Source organism: Corallococcus sp. AB049A (assembly GCF_003668885.1).
Classification (GTDB): domain Bacteria; phylum Myxococcota; class Myxococcia; order Myxococcales; family Myxococcaceae; genus Corallococcus; species Corallococcus interemptor.
Window position 1 is genome coordinate 1 of sequence record NZ_RAWL01000085.1, and the last position, 24,137, is coordinate 24,137.

General features: G+C 71.0%; 24 protein-coding genes. 12 read left to right on the plus strand and 12 right to left on the minus strand.

The window, feature by feature from the left end; translation table 11 throughout:
• The coding region (locus D7X55_RS12125) for an ATP-binding protein (protein WP_121723146.1) at positions 1 to 2,125 on the plus strand (2,125 nt) is incomplete at its 5' end.
• A 7-nt stretch (positions 2,126 to 2,132) separates the two neighbouring features.
• Here the strand turns inward: D7X55_RS12125 and D7X55_RS12130 are convergent.
• Positions 2,133 to 2,723 (minus strand): YqaA family protein, encoded by a 591-nt coding sequence (locus tag D7X55_RS12130; RefSeq protein ID WP_120547591.1) that lies wholly within the window; start codon positions 2,721 to 2,723, stop codon positions 2,133 to 2,135.
• Positions 2,724 to 2,840: 117 nt separating this feature from the next.
• Here D7X55_RS12130 and D7X55_RS12135 point away from each other — a divergent pair, with 117 nt between their 5' ends.
• The 5 genes from D7X55_RS12135 (at position 2,841) to trxA (ending at position 7,723) form a co-directional block, all read left to right on the plus strand.
• Entirely contained in the window at positions 2,841 to 3,497 is a 657-nt protein-coding gene (locus D7X55_RS12135; protein ID WP_120547592.1) for an LON peptidase substrate-binding domain-containing protein, read from the plus strand.
• Between the two features lie 93 nt (positions 3,498 to 3,590).
• A complete protein-coding gene (nadE, locus tag D7X55_RS12140; protein ID WP_121723147.1) occupies positions 3,591 to 5,483 on the plus strand; it encodes an NAD(+) synthase in 1,893 nt (630 codons plus the stop codon).
• A gap of 201 nt (positions 5,484 to 5,684) precedes the next feature.
• Positions 5,685 to 6,824 carry a hypothetical protein gene (locus tag D7X55_RS12145; protein WP_120547594.1) on the plus strand — a complete coding sequence of 380 codons (1,140 nt, stop codon included), beginning with the start codon at positions 5,685 to 5,687 and terminating at the stop codon, positions 6,822 to 6,824.
• 182 nt (positions 6,825 to 7,006) lie between these two features.
• Entirely contained in the window at positions 7,007 to 7,330 is a 324-nt protein-coding gene (locus D7X55_RS12150) for an FKBP-type peptidyl-prolyl cis-trans isomerase (protein WP_120547595.1), read from the plus strand.
• Positions 7,331 to 7,339: 9 nt separating this feature from the next.
• Positions 7,340 to 7,723 (plus strand): thioredoxin, encoded by a 384-nt coding sequence (gene trxA / locus D7X55_RS12155; protein ID WP_120547596.1) that lies wholly within the window; start codon positions 7,340 to 7,342, stop codon positions 7,721 to 7,723.
• Positions 7,724 to 7,762: 39 nt separating this feature from the next.
• On the opposite strand, the gene D7X55_RS12160 is transcribed toward trxA, so the two are convergent.
• Positions 7,763 to 8,650, minus strand: a complete 888-nt coding sequence (locus D7X55_RS12160) for a hypothetical protein (RefSeq protein WP_121723148.1) — start codon at positions 8,648 to 8,650, stop codon at positions 7,763 to 7,765.
• Positions 8,651 to 8,764: 114 nt separating this feature from the next.
• Between D7X55_RS12160 and D7X55_RS12165 the strand changes: the two genes are divergently transcribed.
• Together D7X55_RS12165 and D7X55_RS12170 are read left to right on the plus strand one after the other, a co-directional pair.
• On the plus strand, positions 8,765 to 11,197 hold the full coding sequence (locus D7X55_RS12165) for a TonB family protein (protein ID WP_199746938.1): 2,433 nt from the start codon (positions 8,765 to 8,767) through the stop codon (positions 11,195 to 11,197).
• The gene (locus tag D7X55_RS12170) at positions 11,194 to 12,006 is read left to right on the plus strand and encodes a hypothetical protein (protein WP_121723150.1); all 813 of its coding nucleotides are present in this window, start codon (positions 11,194 to 11,196) and stop codon (positions 12,004 to 12,006) included. Before D7X55_RS12165 ends, D7X55_RS12170 begins: the two co-directional genes overlap by 4 nt.
• Before the next feature lies 1 nt (position 12,007).
• Here the strand turns inward: D7X55_RS12170 and D7X55_RS12175 are convergent, their stop codons facing one another.
• The 5 genes from D7X55_RS12175 to D7X55_RS12195 form a co-directional block, all read right to left on the minus strand.
• Entirely contained in the window at positions 12,008 to 12,544 is a 537-nt protein-coding gene (locus tag D7X55_RS12175; RefSeq protein ID WP_120547600.1) for a Uma2 family endonuclease, read from the minus strand.
• A gap of 126 nt (positions 12,545 to 12,670) precedes the next feature.
• Positions 12,671 to 13,561, minus strand: a complete 891-nt coding sequence (locus D7X55_RS12180; RefSeq protein ID WP_121723151.1) for an Ig-like domain-containing protein — start codon at positions 13,559 to 13,561, stop codon at positions 12,671 to 12,673.
• A 63-nt stretch (positions 13,562 to 13,624) separates the two neighbouring features.
• Complete coding sequence (locus D7X55_RS12185) at positions 13,625 to 14,365, minus strand: putative metal-binding motif-containing protein (RefSeq protein ID WP_121723152.1); 741 nt, start codon at positions 14,363 to 14,365, stop codon at positions 13,625 to 13,627.
• 93 nt (positions 14,366 to 14,458) lie between these two features.
• Complete coding sequence (locus D7X55_RS12190; protein ID WP_121723153.1) at positions 14,459 to 15,103, minus strand: hypothetical protein; 645 nt, start codon at positions 15,101 to 15,103, stop codon at positions 14,459 to 14,461.
• 27 nt (positions 15,104 to 15,130) lie between these two features.
• Positions 15,131 to 15,721, minus strand: a complete 591-nt coding sequence (locus D7X55_RS12195; protein WP_121723154.1) for a hypothetical protein — start codon at positions 15,719 to 15,721, stop codon at positions 15,131 to 15,133.
• Positions 15,722 to 16,046: 325 nt separating this feature from the next.
• Here D7X55_RS12195 and D7X55_RS12200 point away from each other — a divergent pair, with 325 nt between their 5' ends.
• Together D7X55_RS12200 and D7X55_RS12205 are read left to right on the plus strand one after the other, a co-directional pair.
• Complete coding sequence (locus D7X55_RS12200; RefSeq protein WP_121723155.1) at positions 16,047 to 16,910, plus strand: deoxyribonuclease I; 864 nt, start codon at positions 16,047 to 16,049, stop codon at positions 16,908 to 16,910.
• Positions 16,911 to 16,916: 6 nt separating this feature from the next.
• Positions 16,917 to 18,620, plus strand: a complete 1,704-nt coding sequence (locus D7X55_RS12205) for a carboxypeptidase regulatory-like domain-containing protein (protein WP_121723156.1) — start codon at positions 16,917 to 16,919, stop codon at positions 18,618 to 18,620.
• A 2-nt stretch (positions 18,621 to 18,622) separates the two neighbouring features.
• On the opposite strand, the gene D7X55_RS12210 is transcribed toward D7X55_RS12205, so the two are convergent.
• From D7X55_RS12210 to D7X55_RS12230, 5 genes are all read right to left on the minus strand, one after another.
• A complete protein-coding gene (locus D7X55_RS12210) occupies positions 18,623 to 19,162 on the minus strand; it encodes a MarR family transcriptional regulator (protein WP_120547608.1) in 540 nt (179 codons plus the stop codon).
• Positions 19,163 to 19,317: 155 nt separating this feature from the next.
• Positions 19,318 to 19,953: an EcsC family protein gene (locus D7X55_RS12215; RefSeq protein ID WP_120547609.1), complete on the minus strand. Its 636-nt coding sequence runs from the start codon at positions 19,951 to 19,953 to the stop codon at positions 19,318 to 19,320.
• Between the two features lie 43 nt (positions 19,954 to 19,996).
• A complete protein-coding gene (locus tag D7X55_RS12220) occupies positions 19,997 to 20,437 on the minus strand; it encodes a hypothetical protein (RefSeq protein ID WP_120547610.1) in 441 nt (146 codons plus the stop codon).
• 106 nt (positions 20,438 to 20,543) lie between these two features.
• On the minus strand, positions 20,544 to 20,936 hold the full coding sequence (gene panD / locus D7X55_RS12225; protein ID WP_120547611.1) for an aspartate 1-decarboxylase: 393 nt from the start codon (positions 20,934 to 20,936) through the stop codon (positions 20,544 to 20,546).
• A 101-nt stretch (positions 20,937 to 21,037) separates the two neighbouring features.
• A complete protein-coding gene (locus tag D7X55_RS12230) occupies positions 21,038 to 21,880 on the minus strand; it encodes an LEA type 2 family protein (protein ID WP_121723159.1) in 843 nt (280 codons plus the stop codon).
• A 90-nt stretch (positions 21,881 to 21,970) separates the two neighbouring features.
• Here D7X55_RS12230 and D7X55_RS12235 point away from each other — a divergent pair, with 90 nt between their 5' ends.
• Together D7X55_RS12235 and D7X55_RS12240 are read left to right on the plus strand one after the other, a co-directional pair.
• Positions 21,971 to 23,506: an alpha/beta hydrolase gene (locus D7X55_RS12235; RefSeq protein ID WP_407921766.1), complete on the plus strand. Its 1,536-nt coding sequence runs from the start codon at positions 21,971 to 21,973 to the stop codon at positions 23,504 to 23,506.
• Positions 23,507 to 23,519: 13 nt separating this feature from the next.
• On the plus strand, positions 23,520 to 24,137 hold a 618-nt coding region (locus D7X55_RS12240; RefSeq protein WP_121723158.1), incomplete at its 3' end, for an ATP-binding cassette domain-containing protein.

Consider the following 24,137-nt stretch of genomic DNA (forward strand, 5'->3'; position numbering starts at 1 on the left):
GCGCGACGTGGTGTGGCTGGGCGCGGGCGCGGGGCTGGGCGCGCTGGTGGGCGCGGCGCTGGGCACGCTGGGGCTGGTGCTGGGCGGGGTGGTGCCCGTCGCGCAGTGGGGCCCTTCCGTCTGGCTGTGGTGGATGGCGGACCTGCTGGGCATGCTGCTGGTGACGCCGGTGCTGCTCTTGCGCAGGCCCCGGCGCATGGAGCGCGCGTGGGAGGCGCTCCTGCTCACGGCGCTGACGACGGCGGTGTGCGTGGGCGTCTTCGCCTTCCCCCGGCCGGGCTCCGGCGCGGCGCACGCGATGACGTTCCTGCTCTTCCCGCTGATGGCCTGGGCGGCCTTGGGCTTCGGGCTGCGGGGGGCGGCGCTGTCCTCGCTGTCCATCGCGCTGGCGGCCATCACCGGCACGGCGCGGGAGCTGGGCCCGTTCTTCACGGTGGACCTGCCGTACCGCGGGCTGGTGGTGCTCCAGCTCTTCATCGGCATCACGTCGCTGACGGGCCTGCTGCTCGCGGCGGCGCGCGCGGAGCGCCGCCAGGCGGTGGAGCTGTTGGAGCTGCTGGCCACCACCGTGCGCGCGGTGCACGAAGGCGTGCTCATCTGCGAGGTGCGCGAGCCGGGGGAGCTCAACACCGTCTTCGCCAACGAGGCGCTGTGCGCGCTGGTGGGGCGGCGGCGCGAGGAGCTGGTCGGCTCGGCGCCCGGGGTGCTGCTGGCGTCCGCGGACGGCCCGGAGCGGCAGCGGCTGCTGGAGGCGCTGCGCGAGGAGCGTTCGCTGCGCGCGGAGGTGGCGCTGACGCGGCCGGATGGCACGCGGGTGTGGAGTGAGATGCAGCTGTCCCCGGTGCGCGCCAACGGCCAGGCCGTGACGCACTTCGTGGCCACCCACCGCGACGTCACCGCGACGAAGGAATTGCAGGCGCGCCTGGTGGCCGCCGAGCGCGTGGCCGCCGTGGGCACGCTGGCCGCGGGCGTGGGCCATGAAATCAACAACCCGCTGGCCTACCTGGCGCTGAACCTGGAGGCCGCCCGCAGGGTCCTGGCGGCGGACGGGGGGCCGTCTCCGCAGGGCGCACGCGACGCGCTCTCCAGCGTGCGGGGGGCGCAAGAAGGCGCGGAGCGCATCCGCCTCATCGTGAGGGACCTGCAGGTGTTCAGCCGCGAGGGCGCGCCGGAGCGCGGCCTGGTGGACCTGAACGCGCTGGTGCCGCCCGCGGTGCGCGTGGTGCTGCACGCCCTGCGCTCGCGCGCGCGGCTGGTGGAGGACTTCGGGCCGGTGCCGCGCGTGCTGGGCAGCGAGGCGCGGCTGGGGCAGGTGCTGCTCAACCTGCTGGTGAACGCGCTGCAGGCCATCCCGGAAGGGGACCCCAACCGCCACGAGGTGCGCGTGCGCACGGGCACGGACGCGTCCGGTCACGCGCGCGTGGAGGTGGAGGACACGGGCGGTGGCATCCCGCCGGACGTGCTGTCGCGCATCTTCGACCCGTTCTTCACCACCAAGAACAGCGACGAGGGCACCGGCCTGGGGCTCGCCATCTGTCAGCAGATCGTCCGCACGCACGGGGGCGAGCTGCGCGTGCACAGCGTGCCGGGGCAGGGCGCCACGTTCACGCTGCTCCTGCCGCCCGCGCCCGTGCAGAGCGCGGGGCTTCCGCCGCTGCACGCCGTGGCGTACGACGCGGAGGCGCCGGAGCCGGTGGGCTCGGGGCGGCGGGGGCGGGTGCTCATCGTGGACGACGAGCCCCGGCTGGCGCAGTCCATGCGCCTGCTCCTGGAGCCCACGCATGAGGTCGTCGTCGCCACGCGCGGCGAGGACGCGCTGGCGAAGGTGGCCGCGGGCGAGTCCTTCGACGTGGTGCTGTGCGACTTGCAGATGCCGGGCATGGACGGCATCACCGTCTACCGGCGGCTCCAGCAGGAGGCGCCCGCGCTGGTGTCGCGGGTGGTGTTCATCTCCGGCGGGGCGTCCTCGCCGGAGGCGCGCGCCTTCGTGGAGACCGTGGCGCAGCGGGTGCTGGAGAAGCCGGTGCGCCCGGACGTGCTGCTGGACACGGTGGATGCGGTCCTGGAGGACCACTCCCCGGAGCAGGCGGCGCGCGGCGCGGTGGGCGGCACGCGCCGCGGCTAGAGGCGTCTCAGACGCGCAGCCACTTGCGGGCGGTGGGGCCGAAGAAGCGCACCACGCCGCCCACCAGGAAGAAGCGCACCGAGCGGCCGATGATGGACGCCAGCAGGAAGCGCTCCAGCGGCACCGACACCAGACCGCTGCCAATGGCGACGATCTTGAACGGCGTGGGCAGGATGGAGCACAGCAGCGCCAGCACCCAGAAGTTCTGGCCCAGCAGCTCGCCCACCGTGCCGGACACGCCGAAGCGGTCCACGCGCACGTTCAGGTCGATGTGGAGCAGCTGCGCGACGCCTTCCCCCACGAACGCACCCAGCGCGTAGCCGATGAGGCCGCCCACCAGGCTCGCCAGGGTGCCCAGCAGGCAGTAGCGCACCCACTTCTTCGGCTGGGCGAGCACCATGGGCACCAGCACGGCGAAGGGCGGGATGGGGAAGACGGACCCATCCACCACCGACACCGCCATCATCGTGGCGAGCGCATGCGGGGTGGAGGAGGCGGCCTCCACGCGCAGGTACAGCCGGCGGTACCAGGACAGCTTCGGGGCATCCGCGGCCGGAGTGGCCGGGGCGGTAGGGGAGGAAGGCTCGGTAGAGGACATTCGGGGGCGCACCCTAGCGGAACCCGGGGCCCTTGCCACCGGGACGCCGGGCCCGGATGCCTGCCTGATTGGAATGCGCCCCATGCCCCGGGGGCTTACACACGGGGAAGGGTGACCATGACCGCTCAAGAAACCGTGGAACGCGCCGCCGGTGCGCTGAAGGTGTTTCCCCTGCCGTCGGCGGTCCTGTTCCCGCACACCGTGATTCCCCTGCACATCTTCGAGCCGCGCTACCGGGCGCTGGTGAAGGACGCGCTCGCCACGGACCGGGTGCTGGCCCTGGGCCAGCTGGAGCCGGGCTGGGAGGGCAACTACGAGGGCCGCCCGCCGCTGCAGCCCCTGATGTGCGCGGGCGTCATCGTCTGGGACGAACAGGTGGAGGACGGGCGCTACAACATCCTCCTCCAGGGCGTCAGCCGGGTGCGGATGACAGAGGAGCTGTCCCCGGACACGCCCTACCGCCAGGTGCGCGCCCAGGTGCTGCCGGACCTCCCCTACACCGGGCCGGAGGAGGAGCAGCTGCGCCAGGCCGTCTTCGAGCTGGCCGGCCGGGTGCCGCCCTCGTTCGCGGAGAGCCTGCTGCCGGCGGCCGCGCGCGCCGGTGGGGGCATGCTGGCGGACGTGGTGGCGTCCGCGCTGGTGCCGGAGCCCGGACGCCGGCAGGAGCTGCTGTCGCAGCTGGACGTGCGCCGCCGCCTGGAAGAGGTGCTGGGCGACGTGAGCGACCTCTTGAGCCAGCTGCAGCCCATGCGCCCCAGCGGCCCGCTGAACTAACCGGGCGGCAGGCCGCAGCATCCGCTTGCCCTGGGCCCCCCATGCGCGCATTGCTCGGGGGCAACCCGCCTTCTTGAGGGAGAGCGACGCACCATGCGGCTCGTGAAGATTGGCATCGCCAGCGTCAACACCACCGTGGGCGCCTTCCAGGCGAACACCGACCGGGTGGTGGACCTGGCGAGGAAGATGGCGGCGGAGGACGTCACGCTGGGCGTCTTCCCCGAACAGGTCATCGCAGGCTACCCTGCGGAGGACCTGGTCCAGTGGCAGGGCTTCATCGACCACCAGTGGCCGGAGCTGGAGCGCTTCGCGAGGGAGACCGCATCGCTGCCCCTGGTGAGCATCCTGGGCGTGGCCGTGGCCCTCCAGGGCGTGCGCCTCAACTGCGCGGCGGTGGTGGCGGGCGGCAAGGTGCTGGGCCTGGTCCCCAAGGAGAAGCTGCCCACGTACAACGTCTTCTATGAGGGCCGCACCTTCGGGCACGGCCAGCCGGGCATGGCGGAAGCGCACCGGGGCGTGCCGCTGGGCGACTTCATGTTCCAGTTCGACTTCGGCACCGTGGCGCCGGAGGTGTGCGAGGACATCTGGAGCGCGGACGGCCCCATGCGCCGGCGCGCGTACTCCGGCGGCGAGCTGGTGGTGAACCTGTCCGCGTCCCCCTTCCGGCTGGGCTTCTGGGAGACGCGCCGTGAGCTCATCGCCACGAGAGCGTCCGACCACCAGGTGACCATCGCGTACGCGAACGCGGTGGGCAGCAACGACGGCCTCGTCTTCGACGGCGGCGGCTTCATCAACCAGAACGGCCGCCCCGTGCTGGAGACGCCGCGCTTCCAGCAGGGCTTCACCTCCGCCGTGGTGGACCTGGACCGCACGCTGCGCCTGCGCACGGAGAACACCACCTGGCGCGTGGACCGCGAGGACTGGGTGGCGGCCGGCGGCAAGAAGGTGCCCACCCTGGACTGCACGCAGGCCGTGAAGACGCAGCGCCAGAAGCTGCCCTATCCCGTGCCCGCGCACCGCAGCTTCTTCCTGCCCGCGCCGGACACCCGCCGCACCGCGCGCGTGGCGCTGTGCGAGGACATCCTGGACGCGCTGTCGCTGGGCGTGGGCGACTACTTCGAGAAGACGCGCGCCTTCAAGCTGTTCGGCATCGCGCTGTCGGGCGGACGCGACTCGCTGCTCACGCTGCTCATCGCGCACCGGTACGCGAAGCGCGCGCGGCCGGACAATCCGGGCTCGCTCATCCAGGCGTTCTACATGCCCAGCCCGTATTCCAGTCAGCAGACGCGCGACGCGGCGGAGACCATCGCGCGCGAGCTGGGCGTGCCCTTCCAGGTCGTCTCCATTGAAGAGGCCTTCGAGCGGGAGAAGGCCGCCGCCCAGCAGATGCTGGGGGAGACGAAGCTCACGCCCATCACCGAGCAGAACATCCAGGCCCGCATCCGCGCCCAGCGCATGTGGAACTGGAGCAACTCCTGCGGTGGCCTGTTCCTGCAGACGGGCAACATGAGCGAGAAGTCCGTGGGCTACACCACCATCGGCGGCGACCTGATGGGCGCGCTCGCGGTCATCGCCAACGTGCCCAAGACGGTGGTGATGTACCTGCTGGACTACCTGCAGGAGACCACCGGCTACGAGGGCATCCGCAAGGTGCTGGCCAGGCCCGCCGGTCCGGAGCTGGCGCATGATCAGGTGGGAGAGGAGGAGCTGATGCCCTTCCCCATCCTGGACGCGTGCTTCTACCTGCACGCGGGGGAGAAGCTCACCCCGTCGGAGATGCGCACCGCGCTCACGTCCATGTTCCCGGAGGTGGAGGCGGAGCGGCTGGGCGGGTACGTGGACCGCTTCGTGCGCCTGTTCCAGCAGTCCATCTACAAGTGGGTGCAGTCGCCGCTGTCGCTGCACATCGGCAACCTGGACCTGGACCGCGAGCGCGCACTGCAATTGCCTGTCGTCACCGGTTCCGCCTGGCTTCGCGGCGCGTGACGGATGCCTTTGGGCGTCTGTCTTTGACGGTGCACAGGGGGGCGTTCAAGCCCCCCGCCCCCGTGAAGTGGCTCTGAAACCACGCCTTCTCCCCTGGAGGGCAGGCGGGCAGGTTGGCTGTCTTTGAATGCTTGAACAAGGCTTGCCGGATGTCCCTCTCACGACAACCTTCATGTCAGTCAGTCGACGATGGAGGGTTGGATGAAAGCACAGATTCTGGCGGGCGCCGTTGCGGCGCTCATGTATGGGACGGGCGCGGGCGCGGCGGAGAAGGATTGCCCTCCAGGGCAGACCGCGGTCCATCAGGACACGCAGAACAAGGACATGTCGGCACAGTCCTCTCAGGGTGGGGTCCAGGAGGAGGACCTGACCATCGAAGAGGCGCCGGTGGATGAATCGCTTCAGGGCACGGGCGGCAGCGGGTCGCTGGATGAGTCCTCGAAGAGCGGACAGAACCTGGGCACCAGCGACCAGGGCCTGAGCAGCCCCAGCGCGGGCACGGGCGGCAGCGGCAGCGGCGCGGTCTACCTGCGCTGCGAGCCGGTGGACAAGTCGCCCGCCACGGGCGGCAGCGGCTCCAGCGGTATCGAGCCGCAGACCGAGCCTCCCGCGCCGCCTCCCGCGGCGGAGCCTCCTGCTCCGCCTCCGCCTCCGTCCGGCACCAGCAGCGGCGGCATGAGCCAGAGCAGCAGCTCGATGTACGGCGAGGACGCCACGGGTGGCAGCGGCGTGGCCTCGCCGCCTCCCGCCTACGCTCCCACGACGTCCTCCAATGAGGACATCCAGCCGCTGGAGGTGGAGAAGAAGGACAAGAACGACAAGAAGGGCCTCACGCTCCTCATCGGTGGCGGTGTGGAAGGCTACACCGGCGCCCTGGCTCCGCAGATTGCTCCCGGCCCCTCCGCGGCCGTGACGGCGTCGCTCAAGCCGACGTCCGTGCTGGGCGTCGAAGTCGGCTACTCCGGCGCCTTGAACAACATCAAGGACGCGGGCTCCGCTGGCGCGGATGATGGTCCGGACCTGGTGCGCAATGGTGGCCAGGCGGCCCTGACGCTCGCCATCTCGCCGTCGGCCGTGCAGCCCTACCTGCTGGGCGGTATCGGCATCAGCAACTACCACTTCCGCGGCGGTGAATCGCTGGGCTACAGCGACGACACCGTGGGCAACGTGCCGGCGGGCGTGGGCGTGCGCGGCCACTTCGGCCACTTCACCGCGGACCTGCGTGGCTACTACAACTTCCTGTTCGACAAGCAGTTCGCCCCCAACATCGATCCGGGCGGCGGCGACGCGGGCGGCGGTGGCAGCTACACCACGACGCTGAACGTGGGTGGCACCTTCTGACCTGAAGCCTGATTTCACGGCCTCCATGGCAGGAGCTGGCGGCGGGGTGTCCGGAATCGTCCGGCCCCCGCCGCCACTTTTTCATTCCCGCCCAGGCGCCCGCCATTCAGGGAGGCAGGGGGCTGCGCACGGCGTTAGAGTGCGCATTTTTCAATGGCGGATTCCCGCCTGAGGAGCCTGGCATGAGCTTGGGAGTCGAGGACGTGAAGGTCGGGACCGGCGCGGAAGCGGTCGCGGGCAAGCGGGTGACGGTGCACTACGTGGGCACGCTCACGGACGGCAAGAAGTTCGACAGCAGCCGTGACCGCGGCCAGGGCTTCACGTTCCCGCTGGGCGCCGGCCACGTCATCCAGGGCTGGGACCAGGGGGTCGCCGGCATGAAGGTCGGCGGCGTCCGCAAGCTCACCATCCCGCCGGAGCTCGGTTACGGCTCGCGCGGCGCGGCCGGTGTGATTCCCCCCAACGCCACCCTCCTGTTCGAGGTGGAGCTGTTGGACGTTCGGTAGGAGGACTTCATGGCGACGCTCGAAATCACGAAGGACAACTTCAAGGACACGGTCGGCAAGAGCGGCATCGTCGTCCTGGACTGGTGGGCGGCCTGGTGTGGCCCCTGCCGCGCGTTCGCGCCCGTCTTCGAGAGCACCTCCAACAAGCACGCGGACATCGTGTTCGGGAAGATCGACACCGAAGCGCAGCCGGAGCTGTCCGGTGCTTTTGAAATCCGCTCCATTCCCACGCTGATGGTGTTCCGGGACGGCATCCTCCTGTTCGACCAGCCGGGCGCGATGCCGGCGGCGGCCCTGGAGGATCTGCTCCGGCAGGTCCGCGCGCTGAACATGGACGACGTGCGGCGCGAGGTTGAAGCGCAGCGCGCCGCGAAGGAAGCGCCCAAGGCCTGACGGCGTGCCTGGGGCCTTCCTGGTCGCAGGGGAAGGCCCTCAGGGCGCGGCGACGGTGCAGACGCCGCCGCCGTTGAGGTGCGCCTGATCCACGATGCTCTGGGTGACGAACTCCTGGAGCGTGCGCAGGGCGTAGGCGCCGGGCTGGTAGACGACCGGGTGGCCCTGGGCGTCGCGCAGCTCGCCGCCGTCCAGGCCGCGCAGGTCCAGCAGGTCCTGGGACGCCAGCCCCTCCGGGGTGATGGCGTGGTTTGCGTCCGCGGTGGCGGCGATGGCCTCGAAGCGCAGCTGCACGCCACGGTGGGTGCCCAGCCGGTCGTAGAACATGTGCTCGGCGTGGATGGTGACCTCGGCCTCCGCCACGGAGCCCTCCGGCACGACGATTCCCTGTGTGCCGTCCGCGCCGTTGATGCAGTCCACCATCCGCGCGTCCACGGGGAAGCCCATGCGGAAGGTGTAGACGCCCAGGGAGGGATCGCGGTTCTGCGCGCGGCCCTCCACGAAGTAGCTGAAGCCGCGCTCGCGCATCATCGCCAGATCGGCCTCGGACACGGACGCGCCCGCCACGGTGCGCGCCTCCGGAGGGCTCACGCGGAAGGCCACGCCGTAGCGCCCCGCCTCCAGGCCCGTGAGGCCGGTGAGGGACACGTCCCCCTTCTGCACGTCCACCAGCAGGTGCTCGGCCGTCGTGTGCACGCCGCCGGACGCGGAGGTGAGGGTGAAGTCGCCCAGGGACACCAGGTACCTGGTGAACTGCACGGACCAGCCGTCCTGGAAGAGGTGGTCCGCGTAGCCGCGCTGCGTGCCGTCCCCACCGCTCAACGTCACCCGCACGTCGCCCCGCGCCACGGTGTCACCGCAGCCGCAGGCCATGAGCCCCCACGCGCCGAGCAGCAGGCCCCGGGTCCACTTGCTTCGCTGTTTCATGCATCTGGTTGGTATTTGTAACCATGTTGCAAGTCAAGTCTGGGTTGCGGTATCCACGGACGGCCGTTGGGAGGACCGCCTGTGCCGGGTGGACCCCGGCCGAGGTCGTTGCCCGTGTTCATCCCGACGCTGGTGCTCTGGTTGTTGAGCGCGTCGCCCGTGACGCCGCCCGTGCCCGTGGAGGCGCCGCCGCCCGTGATGCCGGCGGACGTCCCTCCGTTGACGGAGGCCGTGCGGGTGTTGCTGCGGCTGACCATCGACGCGGCGGGTAAGGTGTCGCAGGTGGAGGTGCGGGAATCCGGCGGAGCGTCCTTCGACGCGGCCGCGATGGCGGCGGCCCTGCGCTGGCGCTTCGAGCCTGCTCGGCAGGGAGAGGAACCGCTGGAGGTGCGCGTGGACGTGCCGGTGACGTTCGAGCCGGTGGCTCCACCGCCCGTGGTGGAGGAGGAACCCGCGCCCCCGCCGAAGCCGGAGCCGCCCGTGTTCTCCACCACGGTGCGGGGGCAGTCCGCCGCGCCGCCTCCGGTCGCCGTCAGCGACTTCCACATCACGGTGGGACAGCTGGCGGACGTGCCACGCAACTCGGCCACGGACCTGATGCTGCTGGCCCCGGGCGTGATGCTGGCCAACCACGGCGGGGAAGGGCACGCGGACACCGTCTACCTGCGCGGCTTCGACGCGGGCGAGGGCAAGGACGTGGAGATGCGCCTGGACGGGGTGCCCCTCAACGAGGTCTCCAACGCCCACGGCCACGGCTACGCCGACACGTACTTCATCATCCCGGAGCTGGTGCAGTCCCTGCGCGTGACGGAGGGCCCGTATGATCCATCCCAAGGTGACTTCGGCGTCGCGGGCACCGTGGAGTACCAGCTGGGGTTGGAGCGGCGGGGCATCACCGCGTCCGCCAGCCAAGGCAGCTTCGCGTCCCGCCGCCTGTCCCTCGTGTGGGGCCCGCCCGAGTCCACCGCCGCCACCTTCGTCGGCGTGCTGCTGCGCCAGGGGCATGGCTTCGGCCCCAACCGCGCGTACGCGAACGCGGGCCTGATGGCCCAGACGGAGCTGCGCCTGGGGCCGGAGACGAAGCTGCGCCTGTTCGGCGCGAGCTACGCCGCGCGCTACGCCTCCGCGGGCGTGGTGCGGGAGACGGACGTCGTGGACGCCCGGCTGCCGTGCGACGCGGACGCGGACTCGCAGTTCTTCTGCCTCTACGACCCGAACCAGGGCGGCGCGAGCCAGCGCCACATCGCCTCCGTGGAGCTGACGTCGCGGCTGGAGCGCGGTGGCCGCTTCGTGCAGCAGGCCTTCGTCATCGCGCGGCAGATGCGCAGCCGCGAGAACTTCACCGGCTTCCTCCAGGACACGCCGCCCATCGGCGAATCGCAGCGCGGCGACAACACGGAGCAGTCCTACCAGGGCACCACCGTGGGCCTGCGCGGGCGCTACACGCCGGGTGTCACCTGGCCGGTGGAGCTGGGCTACGTGGCCCGCTACGACAACGTGCACACTCGAGCGCGGCGCCTGCGCGACAAGGGCGGCGCGCCCTACGCCACCGTGTTCGACAACCAGGTGCGCGTGACGAACCTGGGCGCGTACCTGTCCCTGCGGGGCGCGCCGCTGGAATGGCTCACGCTGCGCGGCGGCGTGCGCGTGGACACGTTCCTCTTCGGCGTGGAGGACCTGAACCGGCCCTCGGAGGACCGGCAGGGGGGGCGCATCCCGGAGGAGTCCGTGGAAGCCTACGGCTTCTTCGCCAGCCCCCGCGCCAGCGCGGAGGTGCGCCTGACGCCGCGCCTCACGTGGCTGACCAGCGCGGGCCTGGGCGCCCGCTCCAGCGACGCGGCCGGACTGTCCGACGCGGAGTTCGCGCCCTACGCGCGGGTGACGTCGGGAGAGACGGGGCTGGGCTGGCGGTGGAGTGAGGGCCCGTCCTCGCTGGAGCTGCGCGGCGCCATGTTCGCCACGCGCGTGTCGCAGGACCTGGTGTTCAGCGAGACCACGGGGCGCAACCAGCCCATCGGCCCATCACAGCGGCTGGGCGCGTTCGGCAGCGCGCGCTTCACGTGGGAGCAGCACCTGGACGTGCAGGCGAGCCTCGCGTGGGCTCGCGCGACGCAGCCCGTGCCCGGGGCCTCGCCGTGGAAGCCGTGGGACGGCGCGGTGCTGCCGTACATCCCGCAGGTGCTGGGGCGCGTGGATGCCTCCTGGCGCGGGACGGCCACCGTGGCCCGGCAGCCGGTGGGGTGGAGCGTGGCGCTGGGACACACCGCCATCGGGCCCAAGCCCCTGCCGCTGGACCGCTACAGCGAGTCCATCTTCCTCTTCGACGTGGCGGCCCGAGCGCGCTGGCGCGCCGTGGAGCTGGGCGTGTCGGTGGAGAACCTGCTGGACGCGCGCTGGCGCGAGTCCGAGTTCAACTACGTGTCCAACTTCCGCGGCCCCGACGCGCCCGCGTCCCTGCTGGCCACGCGCCACTTCTCCGCCGGTGCTCCTCGCACCGTGCGCGGCACCCTCACCGTGTACCTGGACCTCCAGGAGGACCGGCCATGAAGCGCTGTTCCCGTCGTGCCTTCACGTGGATGTTGGGCGGAGCGCTCGCGGCGGGCTGCGGCCTGTCCGGCACCGGAGGCCGGAGCATCACCTTCCGCATGGGCCTGCGCACGGCGTCCGCGCCCGGTGAGCCCACCGTGGGCACCTTCACCACCGACACCGGCTGGCGCGTGACGCTCACCACGGCGCGCCTGGTGCTGGGGCCCATCTACCTGTTCGAGAAGGCCTCGCCCCTCCAGCCCCAGGCCCTGCTGCGCCGGCTGGGAGACGTGCTGCTGCCCACCGCGCACGCGCACGAAGGGGACTTCTTCTCCGGAGGCCACGTGCTGGGGGAGTGGGACCGCGAGGTGGTCTTCGACCTGCTCGCGGACGCGGGACGGGCGCGCGTGCTGGGGCGCTCTCCGGGCATCGCGGGCCTCGCTCGGTCGCTGTCCCTGCTGCTCCAGCCACCGTCGAGCGCCCTGGGCGCGGAGGCGGACGTGATGGGCGGGCGCTCCCTGGTCCTGGAGGGCATCGCGACGCAGGCACAGGCGCGCGTGCCCTTCCGCGTCGCGATGGACTTCCCGCCGCCCGTGGAGCTTCAGCGCGTGGACTTCGTGCCCATCGAAGTGGACCTGGACGACGAGGGCCTGTTCGTCCTGGAGCCCCGACCGCATCGCTGGTTCACCGGCGCGCGCTTCGACCGGCTGACGGTGTCCGCGGAGGGCGGGCCGGTGGAGGTGGGACCGGACACGCAGGTGTACCGGGCGCTGAGCGTCAACGTGCGCCGGTTCGACGCGTTCACCGGCGCGTGGGAGCCCGGGGTGTGACTCAGGCCTGGGTCCAGAACGGCGTCAGCGGCAGGTCTGCCCGGAGGAAGGGCTCCGCGCGCACGAGCTCCTCGCCCACCAGGGTGTGGGTCAGCATCCAGCGCTCGTGGTCCAGGCGGAACATCTCCACCACGCGGTGCACGGGGTTGATGACCCAGGCGTGGCGGATGCCCGCGCGGGCGTAGCGCGGCAGCTTGAGGGTCAGGTCCAGCTTCGCGGTGGCGGGCGTCAGCACCTCGCAGACCCAGTCCGGCACGCGGTCGATGAACGAGCCGTCGGGCAGCGTCGCCGGCCGTCCGCCCACCCAGCCCGCGAGGTCTGGCACCAACACGTCCTCGCCCAGGAGCAGCCGGGGTTCGGCGGTCCACCACCAGCCCTCCGGCGCGCGGCCCAGAAGCGGCGTCAGGCCCTGCGCGCGCGCGGTGGGCGGCGATGAGACGTAGAGGACGCCATCCAGCGCCTCGCCCACCAGGTAGTGGGGCAGCGTCTGCACTTCCTCGTAAGGGGCGAGCGTCCTGCGGGTCGCGGCGTGGCGCATGCGGTGGGCCTCCGAGTCAGAGAGACCGTCACCGTAGCGAGCAGTGTTCCGCGCGGCATTGGACCGCCAGGGCGGCCCACCTTGTCCTGGTGGACGTACGCCCTCCCCACGGGACGTGTGGGATTGCTATTCGCGCTCCAGCACGAACTGGATGTGCTCCGAGGCCACGGGACCGAACTGGAACAGGTGGAGCTGATCCCCCGGCTCCGACGTGAACGTCACCGTGTGCGTGATGCCAGCGCAGATGAACCGCGCGGGCGCGAGCACCGACGCCACGTCCGTCCCCGCCGTGTCGTTGGTCACCTTCGTGGGCACCTCCTGGTTCAGGTAGAGCGTGACGTGCTCGGCGTTCTCCGGGTCGGAGATGAAGCCCGTGTAGCCACCGAAGCCCGCCTCCCCCGCGCGCAGGGTGACGTCGTAGCGAGCGTGACCGGTCTGCGTGTCGGGCGGGAAGTCGAAGGGTGTGCGGCCCGCGGTGACGGCCTCCGGCGTGTTGACGAGCGTGTGCGTGCACGCGTGCTCCAGCTCCGGGTCGCGCTCGCCGGTGGTGAACTCCAGCGCGGCGCCGGGTGACAGCGCGAGCCCGGTCGCGTCCCGCAGCGCGTCCAGCGCCACTGCGTAGCGCGTGGAGACCTCCAGCGGGCGGGTGCTCTCCCCGGTGTGCGGCACGGTGACGGTGAGCGTGCGCGCGTCCTCGGACCAGGCGCCCGTGAGGACGCGGGCGGGGACGGTGGTGTCCGTGCGGTCGTGCAGGGCGACCTGAGCGGCCAACGGGTCCATGGGCTCGCTGAACGTGAGCGTCAGCACCTTGCGGAAGGCGATGACCGGCGTCTGTCCGGACGCGTCCAGGTACATCTCCAGTGGGTAGACGTCCGTCTCGCCCTCGGAGGGACTGGCGGTGGTGACGATGGCCGTGGACACGCGCGTGCCCGCGTCCGGCGTGACGATGGGCTCGTTGTCATCACAGCCGCTCAAGGTGAGGGCGACGAGCAGGAAGGTGGCGGAGGAGAGACGCATCGGGAGAGTCCTTCGTGCAGGCGCGGGAGCGGGCCTTCTCAGGTCCACGTCAGGGAGCGGCGGTCAGCACTGCGACCCGTCGCAGTTGTCGTCGATGCCGTTGCCACAGATCTCCGTGGCGCCCGGGTTGACGCTCGCGGCCGTGTCGTTGCAGTCGAAGCGCTGCGTCGTGTAGCCGGAGGGCGGCGTGCATGCGGTGAGGACGGACACGGAGTTGTTGCCGTACCCGTCGCCATCCGCGTCCTGGTAGTAGCGCGTGCGCGTGTCGTTGAGGAACTCCGGCACCACGGTGAGCGCGTTGCCGGACGCGGGGCCCGCCGCGAGGATGTACGCCGTGCCCGCCGTCAGGTCGTGGACGGACACGTACGTGAGCGAGCACCCGGAGGACGACACGGTGTGCGCCAGCGCGGCGGGCACCGTGGCGGTGGTGGCGCCGTTCACGACGGTGAAGGCCACGTTCTGCGTCCGGTAGAACGCGTACGAACCGGTGGTGGCCGGCACGTACGTCACGGAGCCCTCGGCGCCGGAGGGCAGCGCCAGGTCATAGGCCTTGTGCTTCGTGCTGATGGCGGGCGCGCTGGTGACGCGCGTGGCGCTCGCCGTGATGGACACGTGGTCCGTGGGGCTGCCGGCGTGGATGCACGCGTGCGAGGTGATGCCCGTGCCCAGCGACGTGCAGCCGGCCTCCAGCTCCTGCGAGTCCTGCGCCTCGAAGGAGGACTCCGGCGCCTCCTCCATCGGTCCGCAGGCCGTCAGGCCGAGCGACAACAGCGCGCCCAGCGCGATGCGCTTCATCTTCAACATGGGTGTTTCCTTTCGGGATGCCGGACGGGTCCGGTGTTTCACTTGAGATTCAGAAGCAACCTTGTTGCAATAATGCCAGGGCAATTCAGTCCGTCACTGGAGGTGTTCGACGACGAGCCCCAGCCCCGTGAGCGCGGTGGGGCCGAAGGTGACGGTGTACTGGACCTTGTCCGTCAGCTCGTAGCCGACCATCTGCTTCAGGCCGTCGCAGAAGGCGCCGGTGGCCTGCGTGCCCACGGGGGGCACGACGCGCTCGCCCTCCTTCACGGTGACGGCGACGTCGGGCGTGCTCAGGTAGAGGACGAAGTCGCCCGTGGCCCAGGCCTTGAAGCTGAACGTGCCCACGGACTGGCCGTTCTCCGGGCGCAGGTGGACGGTGTAGTGCGTGTGGAAGTCGTCCACGCGCGGCTGCCGGTCCGGAGACGCGGTGACGGTGGCGAAGGGGCCGTTGGTGACGTGCCAGCAGGCGTGCTCGCCGTTGTCGCCGAAGTCGAAGCCGTCACGTGGCACGTAGTCCGGGTCCGTCACGCAGGACAGGCCCCCTTCACTGGCCAGGTAGCCCCGGTCGCAGTGGCACCAGTCGCCGTCAGGCTCTCGGTGGATGTGGCCGTGGGGGGCGCATGGGTCGGCCTGCTCCTGGGGCGTGCCGTCCGGGCCGGGGGGAGCGTCGTCGCCACCACAGGCGGTCATGACCGCGAGTCCACTGGCCAGGAGGAGGGCTGGAAACGGAGTGCGCATGGAACTGCCTCATCGGAATCACAGGGGTTATTCCTCGTGGTGGCCGTGGCCCGTCTCCTCGATGATGAGGAGGAACGTGGCGGGCTGGGGCACGATGGCCGCGAGGTCCACGCGGTAGTCCACGCCACCCTCCAGGCCGGCGGTGACGGCGGTGCGCAGGTTGCCGCAGACCTCCTGCGGGACGTTGTAGCGGCACTCCAGGCCGACCTCCTCGTTCGTGGCCGCGTTGACGACGCGGACCGCGCGGTAGCCGGAGGTGAGGAAGGCGTACTCGGTGGACTCTTCCGGGGTGAAGATGACGGAGCCCGCGTAGCCCAGCGTCCACTGCCGGTAGCTGATGGCCGGCAGGGTGACGTTGTACGCGGTGTGCCCCACGCTCACGTCCACGAAGGACGGGCCGCCATGGGGCGCGGCGGTGACGGATTCGAAGGGGCCGTGTTCGGCGTGGATGCAGGAGTGCTCGGCGACCTCCGCCAGCTCCTCCGTGTCCACGCAGGCGGCGAGCAGCTCCGACTGCTGGGTGACGGGGGCTTGCGACTCCGGGGTGGGCGCTTCTTCGGTGCCGCAGCCGGCCAGGAGGAAGACGGCGGTGATCAGGACATGCGGGTGCTTCAACATGGATGACTCCTTGGAGGGGGGCTGCGGGTGAGAGGGGGGCCAGGAGCGGTCCGGGCGCCCCCTGGAACACGGTGGGCGGAGCCGAAAGGTTTCCCCTCAGGACGCACCTCTGGCGGTGCGCGCGCCGCCCCGCCTTCCCGCGCGGGGCCCCGCAATAGATGCCACAAGAATTCATATGCAATCAAGTTGCATTTAATGGGCGGCGTCCGGGGAGTGTCTTGCGGGAGGAGCTGTCACCTCGAACCCACGAAGGCGCGCTGTTCCCGGCACCGGGGCGTGCGGAAGATGGGGCGCTTGTCTTCCGCAGGCGTGGAGGTGCCTTGAAATGAGAGGGTCGTCCTTCTTGTCGCGCGTCCTGGTGTTGTCCTTGCTGGTGCTCCCCGGGGCGGCCCGGGCGGGCTCATACCTTCGGGTGGTGAGCTGGAACCTCCGCCATGAGGGATGGGCGGCCGAGCAGACCTATCTGGATGACGCGAAGCAGCTGTGGAACCAGTTCGGTGCGAGCAGCACGTCGAACAACGGCTGTGACCTGGTGTTCCTCCAGGAGGTGATGGAGGCCGCGGCGGCGACGGCCATCGCGCAGAACCTGACGCAGGTGTCCGGGGTGAGGTGGCAGGCGGTGGTGACGCCGCTCATCGGCCGGTCGTCCTACAAGGAGTCCTACGCGGTGCTGTACCGGACGGACACGGTGTCGCTCGTGTCCTCCACGGTGTGGACGGACACGGGGGACCTGTTCGAGCGCGAGCCGCAGGTGGTGAAGGTGCGCCACGTGCCGACGGGCGCGGACTACACGTTCCTCAACTGGCACGCGGTCTGGGGCACGGCGACGGACCGCGCGCTGGAGGCGCAGGCCATCGACCAGGTGTTCGCGTCCGTGCAGTCGGCGAGTGCTTCGGACCAGGACGTCATCCTCGTGGGTGACCACAACATGGTCTGTACTCATGCGTCCTGGAGCCAGCTGAAGGGCTTGTCGCCCGCGGTGACGTGCAAGCTGGACGTGGCCACGACGATGAACACGTCCGGTGGATACGCGAACGCGTACGACCACTTCTGGATGCAGGACACGTACGTGACGGAGTTCTCCAGCACGGGCCGTGACTACATCGCGAACCCGGTGGACTACGTCACCCGGCTGTCGGACCACGCGCCGGTGTGGTTGTCTCTGTATTCCAACAGCGACACGGACTGAGGCGGCATGCGTCGGAAGCAGGTCCTGGCCGGGCTGGTGGTGGCGGTGCTGCTGGGCGTGGGCGCGTGGATGCTGCTGCGTCCCGAGCCCGTGTCACGGCCGGCTCCGTCATCGCCCCCCGTGCTCACGCGGGTCGAGGACGCCGGTGTGCCGGAGGTGGCTCCCGGGGTGGAGACCGTGGTGGACGCGGGCCTGTGGCTGACGGCGACGCTGGAGGGCGCGCATCCGTTCGAGGGCGAGGCGCGCGTGGGCGCGGCGTTCATCTCCGACTCGGACCGTGGCTGGTGGGAAGAGGAGGGACGCCTGCGCTTCGCGCGCACGGGGCCCGCGCGCCTGGAGGACCTGGCCCACGTGCGCGAGTGGGTGGAGTCCCCTGTCACCGGTAGCGTGGTAGGGCCGGTGGCCGTGCCGTCAGCGCCTCGCTACCAGGTGATGGCCTTCGCGCCGGATGGCACGGTCTGGTGGGGCGATGAGGTGCCCGCCACGCAACCGGTGACCGGGCGCGTGGACCTGGGCGTGGTGAAGGCACATCCTCCCACGGGCGTGCGCGTGCGGCTGGAGGGTGCGCGAGACCTTCCAGGAACGTTCTTTGTGAGGATGCAGCGGGGCGTGGATCCGGAGCACGCGGAAGAAGCCAGCCGCCTGCTGCCGGTCCTGGCCCTGGCGGCACCGAAGTTGATGCACGCCTTCGAGAACGACACCCCCGTGCCCCTGTCGAAAGACGAAGAGACGCGGCTCGCGCCCCTGCCGCCAGACAGGTCGCTGCGACTCTGGCTGCGCACGCCATCCGGGAAGCAGAGCGAGCCGGTGGACGTCCCCCTGCGCGAGGGCTTCGTGGAGCCGGTGACGCTGGACGTGGCGAAGCTGTTCCCCGAGGGCGTGGGCGACACCGTCACGCTGAGGGGACGGGTGCTGCTGGGCGATGGGACGCGACCCCTGGGCTCGGCGGTGTTCCGGCAGGGAGATGGCGGCGAGGAGCTGCCCCTCACGCCAGACGGACGCTTCACGATCCAGGACGTGCCGACGTGGAAGGAGACCCGCTTCACGGTGCGGCGGGAGGTAGGGGAGGAGCAGGGACGGCCGCTGGGACCGCTGTGGTGGGACTTCGACTTCACGCCGACGGCGGAGACGCGGGGCACGGTGGACGTGGTGTGGCGCATGCCGGTGTACCGGTGGCTGGTGCTCCGGATGGATGGCTTCACGCGGGCGCAGTTGAGGGAACGCTCGGAGCCGCCCTATCCGGTGTACCTGCTGGAGCGCCGTGATGCGCAGGGCGCCTGGAGCCTGGTGCCCACGCGTGAGTTCCACCCGGAAGAAGACGGCCTCGCGGTGTCGCTGGTGGAGCCCGGCACCTACCGGGTGCGGGTGGCCTCGTCGCCGTATGCCTCACGCCCGAGCAGCGTCGCGCGGGTGGGCGAGGACTTCGCGGACACGGAGGTGCGGCTGTCCGCGGAGGACGGGCTCCTGTCCGCGTGCGAGGTCCAGGTCACCCGCGAGGGACAGCCGGTGGATGGCGCGGTGGTGATCGCGAGCGGAAGCAGCCCGTCGCTGCCGCCCGTGCGAGCGGAGACGGACAGCACGGGGCGCTGGAGGATGGGGGCCGTGAACTCGGACGCCGTGCCGCTGCGCGTGCTGGGCGCGGGGAACGAATGGGAGGGTGACGGAGCGGAGGCGTGCCGCCGCTCGGGCGTCGTCGAGGTGCGGCTGTAGGTTCAGGCGGCCGAAGCCGTTAGAAGCTCGTCGGGGGCACTGGCCAGCTCGGCGTTCTCCTCGGCTACTTCCCCGGCGGTGCGGGCCTGGACGGTCAGTGCCTGCACCCACAGCTCCAGGACGTCCATCAGCGCGCTGCGCGTCTCACCCTGGAGCGGGGCCAGCCGCTGCGCCATGCGTGCCTGCACCTGCGCGTCGAGCTGATCCGCGAGCGCACGGCCCGCGTCGGTGAGGCGCACGCGGACGCGGCGGCGGTCATGCCGCACGGAGCGCTCGCGGCGCACGAGGCCGCCGTCCTCCAAGCGGTCCACCAGCCGGCTCAGGCGCGGCATGGCGAGTCCGCCCAGGCGCGTGGCGAGCACGCCCACGGGCAGCAGGCTCTCCGAGCGCAGCCACCACAGGGCCTGGAGCTCCCGGGGCTCCCAATGGGGATGGCTCAGGGCGTCCAGGGGACTCTCCAGCGCGCCGCAGCGGGCCGCGTCCACGAGGAGGTTCCGCCACCGCGCCACCTGCACGCGCACATCCACCGAAAGCTCCGTCATGCATCCCTCCGAGCCGAGCAAGCACCCGCGTTCGGCCCCGCGTGCGCCGCTTCCGGCATGCCGCGGGCTGATGCGCCCGCGAAGCACTCAACGGAGATACGTGACGGCCATATCGGCCTGGTTGCTGACCGGCATTTTCGCGGGAAGGCGCCCAGCTACTCCCCGCTCGCCGCCTTGCGCCTGGCGGTCCGGGCCTTGGCGTGCGCCTTGTCGAAGCCTTCGTAGAAGCGCACGGCCTGCTCACCCACCATCTGGATGTGCTGGTTGTTGAGGTACGCGGTGATGGGCGCCGCGACCAGCGGCATCGCGCGGCCCAGCGTGGACATGCCGCCCTTGGTCAGCAGCAGCGCAGCCAGCTTCCCCAGCACCTTCGGCCCGGAGCGGTGCAGCGGCCCCAGCCCGTTCGCGTAGCCGAACAGGTCCAGCAGCTCCCCGCGCGCCCGGTCCGTCTTGAGGTTCGCCTTGTAGAGCGTGGCCACGTCCGTCAGCAGGATGAGCTGCAGGTACGCCATGAACGTCAGGTCCGCCGGCAGCGAGATGAGCCCGAACACGCCGCTCACCCCGCCCACCATCCCAGCGAGGCTCTTCTTCTCATCCACCAGCCGCTGCGCCAGCTCCTTCGTCGTCGCGGACGGGTAGCGCTTCTCCAGCGCCGCCACGCGCACGCGCGCCCGGCCAATCTCCCCCTGGATGAGGTCCGACAGACGCAGCGTCCCCAGCTTCTTCAGCTCCGCGGGGGTCAGCTTCTTCATGAAGCCCAGCCGCTCCGTCACGCCGTCGTAGAAGGCCATGTCTTCTCCTCCTTGGGGCCGCGACGCGCGCGGCCGGTCGTCTCTAGTAACCCCGCTCGGCCAGGTACAGGTCCACCAACGCGCCTTCTTCGTACCAGGCGTGTCGCATCTCTGACTTGAACCACCGCGAATCCGGACGCGCCGAGCGCACCTCCAGCTTCACGCGGTTGGACCCCGTGTCGATGACCGCCGCGCGCGCCTTGCACGCCGCGCCCGGCTCCTCGCCGAAGCCGCCCTCCAGGCACACCTCGTCCCCCACCGACAGGCGCCGGGCGTACTCGCTGGCCAGGTAGAGGGCGTCGTCACAGCCACCGCGGACGGAAGCCTTCCCCAGCGCCGCGCAGCGGTCCTGCGCGGGCGCGCGGATGAGCGGCACGTTGGAGCCGAACGCGTCCTCGTCGTTGGGGTCGCGCTGATACGGGCCCACCTGCTTGCACCCCGCCACCGTCACCAGGGCCAGCAGGCCCGCCCACGTCCACTTCATCGCGTCATCGCCTCCGGGACGCGCACCGCCGCGCCCGCGCCTCAAGGGAAGGGCGGGGAGCATGGCAGACAGGGGCGGGGTGGCAAAGCCGCCCCGTCCGGCGTCTCTAGGCGATACGGCGCGCGGGGCCGGGGATTTCCTCGGTGACGCCAGGAACCGCCCGGTTCTTGCCGTCCACGAAGACGACCGTGGGCTTCCAGTGGGCGACCTCCGCCTCCTCCACTTCCGCGAAGGTGGCCAGGATGACCAGGTCGCCCGGCTGGTTCAGGTGCGCGGCCGCGCCGTTGATGCAGATGACCCCGCTGCCGGACTCGCCCTCCAGGGCGTACGTCTCCAGCCGGGTGCCGCGCGTGACGTTCCACACCGCGACCTTCTCGAAGGGGAGGATGTCCGCCGCCTTGAGCAGGTCCTTGTCGATGGTCACCGAACCCTCGTAGTCGAGGTCGGCCTGGGTCACCGTCGCGCGGTGGATCTTGGACTTGAAGAGGATGCGGCGCATGGTGGGCCCTCGGGAAGCGGCGCAACCGTAACGGCTCCCCTGCCCGGGGACAACATCCCCGGTGTCCCACGCACCGCCTGCCTCCCTGCACGCCCTGCTGTTTACTTCGTGAAATTCAGGAGCTGGTTGAGGTTCAGGGGCACGGACTGCGCGTCCGAGGTCAGGTTGCCCGTCAGGCTCACCTGGGCGTTGCCACCCGAGCGCAGCGCCATGGCCGCGGAGGCCGCGCTCGCGAAGTTGATGGTGAGCGGCAGGGTCACCTGCTTCGTCCCGCTGCCATCCAGCATGCCCAGGTTGCCCGTGGAGAGGTTGCCCACGTTGGCGCCCGCCACCTTGAGCGCCCCGGTGATGCCCGCCACCGGCAGCGGGAAGGCGTTGCGGTTGGTGATGGCCAGGGGGAACTCCACCGTGGCGCCGCTCAGCGTGATGTGGGTGATGCGCGGCGACTGGAACTGCACCTGGGGAATCTTGGGGACGGGGAACGTGCCCTCCTTCTCCAGGGGGAACTTCAGCACGCCCAGCGGCGTCTGGATGCCCAGCGAGCCCTGCGCCTTGAAGGCCGCCACGTCCTTGTCCAGGAACGTGGTCACCACCGGCGCGATGTCCGCGAACTTCACGTTGGCGGGGAAGACGAGCTGGCTCTTGCCGTTGGCCTTGAGGTTCACGCCCTCCCGGGGCTTGCCGGCCACCAGCTGCTTGCCCTCCACGAAGAAGGCGTAGTCCACCGACGCCACCTTCAGGCCCAGGCCGTTGGGGTTGTCCAGCTCATACACCAGATCCACCGTGGCGTCGGACAGGGAGGCGTCCGCCAGCCGGGCCGTCTTGAACTTCAGCGTGGGCTTCTTGAAGGCGCCGTTGAGCAGGCTCTGGAGCGCTGCGCAGCCGGACAGCGTGGTGAGCGACAGGGCGAAGAGGACCAGGAACGCGCGTTTCTGTTTCTTCATGGGCATGGGCGTAGCAGAGGACGCCCCACGTTCGCGCGGATTCAATCGCCGCGCGCGTCGGGGCTCATGGGGTGCACCTTCGGCACGCCAATGGTATGCGCCAGGAGACTCCCCCGTGCTGGAGGTTGGCCCCCCGTGACAGGTGGTATCTTGTCTCACCCCTTCGCGCTGGCGGTGCTGGCGGCGCTGTCACTCACGGGCTGCTCGCAGTCCGGCGCCCGCGCCTCGGAGGCGGCGCCCGACCGGCGGATGGCGCTCAAGCCGTGCCGGCTGGACGGGGTGGCCGCGCAGACCCTGTGCGGCACGCTGGAGGTCTTCGAGGACCGGGCCGCCCAGCAGGGGCGAAAGATTTCGTTGCGCGTGGTGGTGGTGCCCGCGCTCGCGTCGCAGCCGAAGGAGGATCCGCTGTTCTTCCTGGCGGGCGGCCCCGGCCAGGCGGCGTCCCGCACGCGCATCCTGCCCGCGCTGGACCGCATCCGCCGCCAGCGCGACATCGTCTTCGTGGACCAGCGCGGCACGGGGGATTCGCACCCGCTGGACTGCGACGCGATGAGCCCGTCGCGCGCGTCGCTGGCGGAGCGCTTTGAAGACCGCGAGGACGCGGACGTGATTCCCCAGTGCCGCAAGGGCTGGGACGCGGACGAGCGGCTCTACACCACGTCCATCGCCATGGACGACCTGGACGACGTGCGCGCGGCGCTGGGCTACCGGCAGGTGAACCTGTGGGGCATCTCCTACGGGACGCGCGCGGCGCTGGTGTACATGCGCCAGCACCCGGACCGCGTGCGCACCGCCATCCTGGATGGCGTGGCCCCCATGGGGCAGTACCTGCCGCTGTACGCCGCGCGCGACGGCCAGCGCGCGTTGGACCTGCTCCTGGACGCGTGCGCGAAGGACGACGTCTGCGCGAAGGCGTACCCGGACCTGCGCGCCCGCACGGAGGCGCTGCTCGCGAAGCTTACGGCCGCGCCCGCGAAGGTGCACCTGGCGCACCCGCGCACGGGCGTGGTGGAGGACTTCACGCTCACCCGGCGCGTCTTCCTGTCGGAGCTGTTCGCGCTGCTCTACAGCCCGGACGTCGCGTCGCTGGTGCCGCTGATGCTGGACCGCGCCACGAAGGAGGACTGGACGCCCTTCGTCGCGCTGTCGCTGGGGCTCACCGACGAGGTGGCCCGCACCACCAGCCGGGGCATGTTCATGGCGGTGGTGTGCGCGGAGGACGCGCCCTTCTTCACGGAGGAGGACGCCGAGCGCGAGGCGAAGGGCACCTGGTTCGGCCCGCGCATGGCGCTGGACGTGAAGCGCGCGTGCGCGAAGTGGCCCCAGTCCAACGTGCCCCAGAGCTTCCGCGAGCCCGTGAAGTCGGACATCCCCACGCTGCTGCTGTCCGGCGAGCTGGATCCGGTGACGCCGCCGCCCTGGGGCGAGGAGGCGAAGCGGACGCTGACGCACAGCCTGCACGTGGTGGTGCCGGGGCTGGGGCACAACACGGTGGGCGCGGACTGCGCGCGCACGCTGATGGCGGACCTGCTCACGCGCGGCAGCGTGGAGGGCCTGACGCCGGACTGTGGCGCGGGCCTCAAGCGGCCGCCCTTCTTCACCTCCTTCGCTGGCCCCGTGCCGTAGGACCCACGCGCCCATGATTGAAGCCAGGAACCTGCACAAGCGCTTCGGCTCCGTGACGGCCGTGCACGACGTGACGTTCACCGCGGAGGACGGCGTCATCACGGGCCTGCTGGGCCCCAACGGCGCGGGCAAGACGACGACGCTGCGCATGCTCTACACGCTGGTGCGCCCGGACGGCGGCACCGCCACCGTGGACGGCGTGGACGTGGCGAAGCAGCCGGAGGTCGCACGGCGCGCGCTGGGCGTGCTGCCGGATGCTCGCGGCCTCTACCCGCGCCTCACCGCCCGCGAGCACGCGCGCTACTTCGGCGAGCTGCACGGCCTGTCCGGCGCTGTTCTGGACGCGCGCGTGGAGGAGCTGGTGGAGCTGCTGGACATGAAGGACATCGCGGACCGGCGCACGGAGGGCTTCAGCCAGGGCGAGCGCGTGAAGGTGGCGCTGGCGAGGGCGCTGGTGCACGGGCCCCGCAACGTCCTCCTGGACGAGCCCACCAACGGCCTGGACGTGATGGCCACGCGCTCCGTGCGCACGCTGTTGCGCAAGTTGAAGGCGCAGGGCTGCTGCGTGGTGTTCTCCAGCCACGTGATGCAGGAGGTGGCCGCGCTGTGTGACCGCATCGTGGTGGTGGCG

Excerpts from the sequence above, each read along its gene's own strand:
- D7X55_RS12130 (WP_120547591.1), bottom strand. The coding sequence starts at position 2,723 with ATGTCCTCTACCGAGCCTTCCTCCCCTACCGCCCCGGCCACTCCGGCC.
- D7X55_RS12135 (WP_120547592.1), top strand. The coding sequence starts at position 2,841 with ATGACCGCTCAAGAAACCGTGGAACGCGCCGCCGGTGCGCTGAAGGTG.
- nadE (WP_121723147.1), top strand. The coding sequence starts at position 3,591 with ATGCGGCTCGTGAAGATTGGCATCGCCAGCGTCAACACCACCGTGGGC.
- D7X55_RS12145 (WP_120547594.1), top strand. The coding sequence starts at position 5,685 with ATGAAAGCACAGATTCTGGCGGGCGCCGTTGCGGCGCTCATGTATGGG.
- D7X55_RS12150 (WP_120547595.1), top strand. The coding sequence starts at position 7,007 with ATGAGCTTGGGAGTCGAGGACGTGAAGGTCGGGACCGGCGCGGAAGCG.
- trxA (WP_120547596.1), top strand. The coding sequence starts at position 7,340 with ATGGCGACGCTCGAAATCACGAAGGACAACTTCAAGGACACGGTCGGC.
- D7X55_RS12160 (WP_121723148.1), bottom strand. The coding sequence starts at position 8,650 with ATGAAACAGCGAAGCAAGTGGACCCGGGGCCTGCTGCTCGGCGCGTGG.
- D7X55_RS12170 (WP_121723150.1), top strand. The coding sequence starts at position 11,194 with ATGAAGCGCTGTTCCCGTCGTGCCTTCACGTGGATGTTGGGCGGAGCG.
- D7X55_RS12175 (WP_120547600.1), bottom strand. The coding sequence starts at position 12,544 with ATGCGCCACGCCGCGACCCGCAGGACGCTCGCCCCTTACGAGGAAGTG.
- D7X55_RS12180 (WP_121723151.1), bottom strand. The coding sequence starts at position 13,561 with ATGCGTCTCTCCTCCGCCACCTTCCTGCTCGTCGCCCTCACCTTGAGC.
- D7X55_RS12185 (WP_121723152.1), bottom strand. The coding sequence starts at position 14,365 with ATGTTGAAGATGAAGCGCATCGCGCTGGGCGCGCTGTTGTCGCTCGGC.
- D7X55_RS12190 (WP_121723153.1), bottom strand. The coding sequence starts at position 15,103 with ATGCGCACTCCGTTTCCAGCCCTCCTCCTGGCCAGTGGACTCGCGGTC.
- D7X55_RS12195 (WP_121723154.1), bottom strand. The coding sequence starts at position 15,721 with ATGTTGAAGCACCCGCATGTCCTGATCACCGCCGTCTTCCTCCTGGCC.
- D7X55_RS12200 (WP_121723155.1), top strand. The coding sequence starts at position 16,047 with ATGAGAGGGTCGTCCTTCTTGTCGCGCGTCCTGGTGTTGTCCTTGCTG.
- D7X55_RS12205 (WP_121723156.1), top strand. The coding sequence starts at position 16,917 with ATGCGTCGGAAGCAGGTCCTGGCCGGGCTGGTGGTGGCGGTGCTGCTG.
- D7X55_RS12210 (WP_120547608.1), bottom strand. The coding sequence starts at position 19,162 with ATGACGGAGCTTTCGGTGGATGTGCGCGTGCAGGTGGCGCGGTGGCGG.
- D7X55_RS12215 (WP_120547609.1), bottom strand. The coding sequence starts at position 19,953 with ATGGCCTTCTACGACGGCGTGACGGAGCGGCTGGGCTTCATGAAGAAG.
- D7X55_RS12220 (WP_120547610.1), bottom strand. The coding sequence starts at position 20,437 with ATGAAGTGGACGTGGGCGGGCCTGCTGGCCCTGGTGACGGTGGCGGGG.
- panD (WP_120547611.1), bottom strand. The coding sequence starts at position 20,936 with ATGCGCCGCATCCTCTTCAAGTCCAAGATCCACCGCGCGACGGTGACC.
- D7X55_RS12230 (WP_121723159.1), bottom strand. The coding sequence starts at position 21,880 with ATGAAGAAACAGAAACGCGCGTTCCTGGTCCTCTTCGCCCTGTCGCTC.
- D7X55_RS12235 (WP_407921766.1), top strand. The coding sequence starts at position 21,971 with ATGGTATGCGCCAGGAGACTCCCCCGTGCTGGAGGTTGGCCCCCCGTG.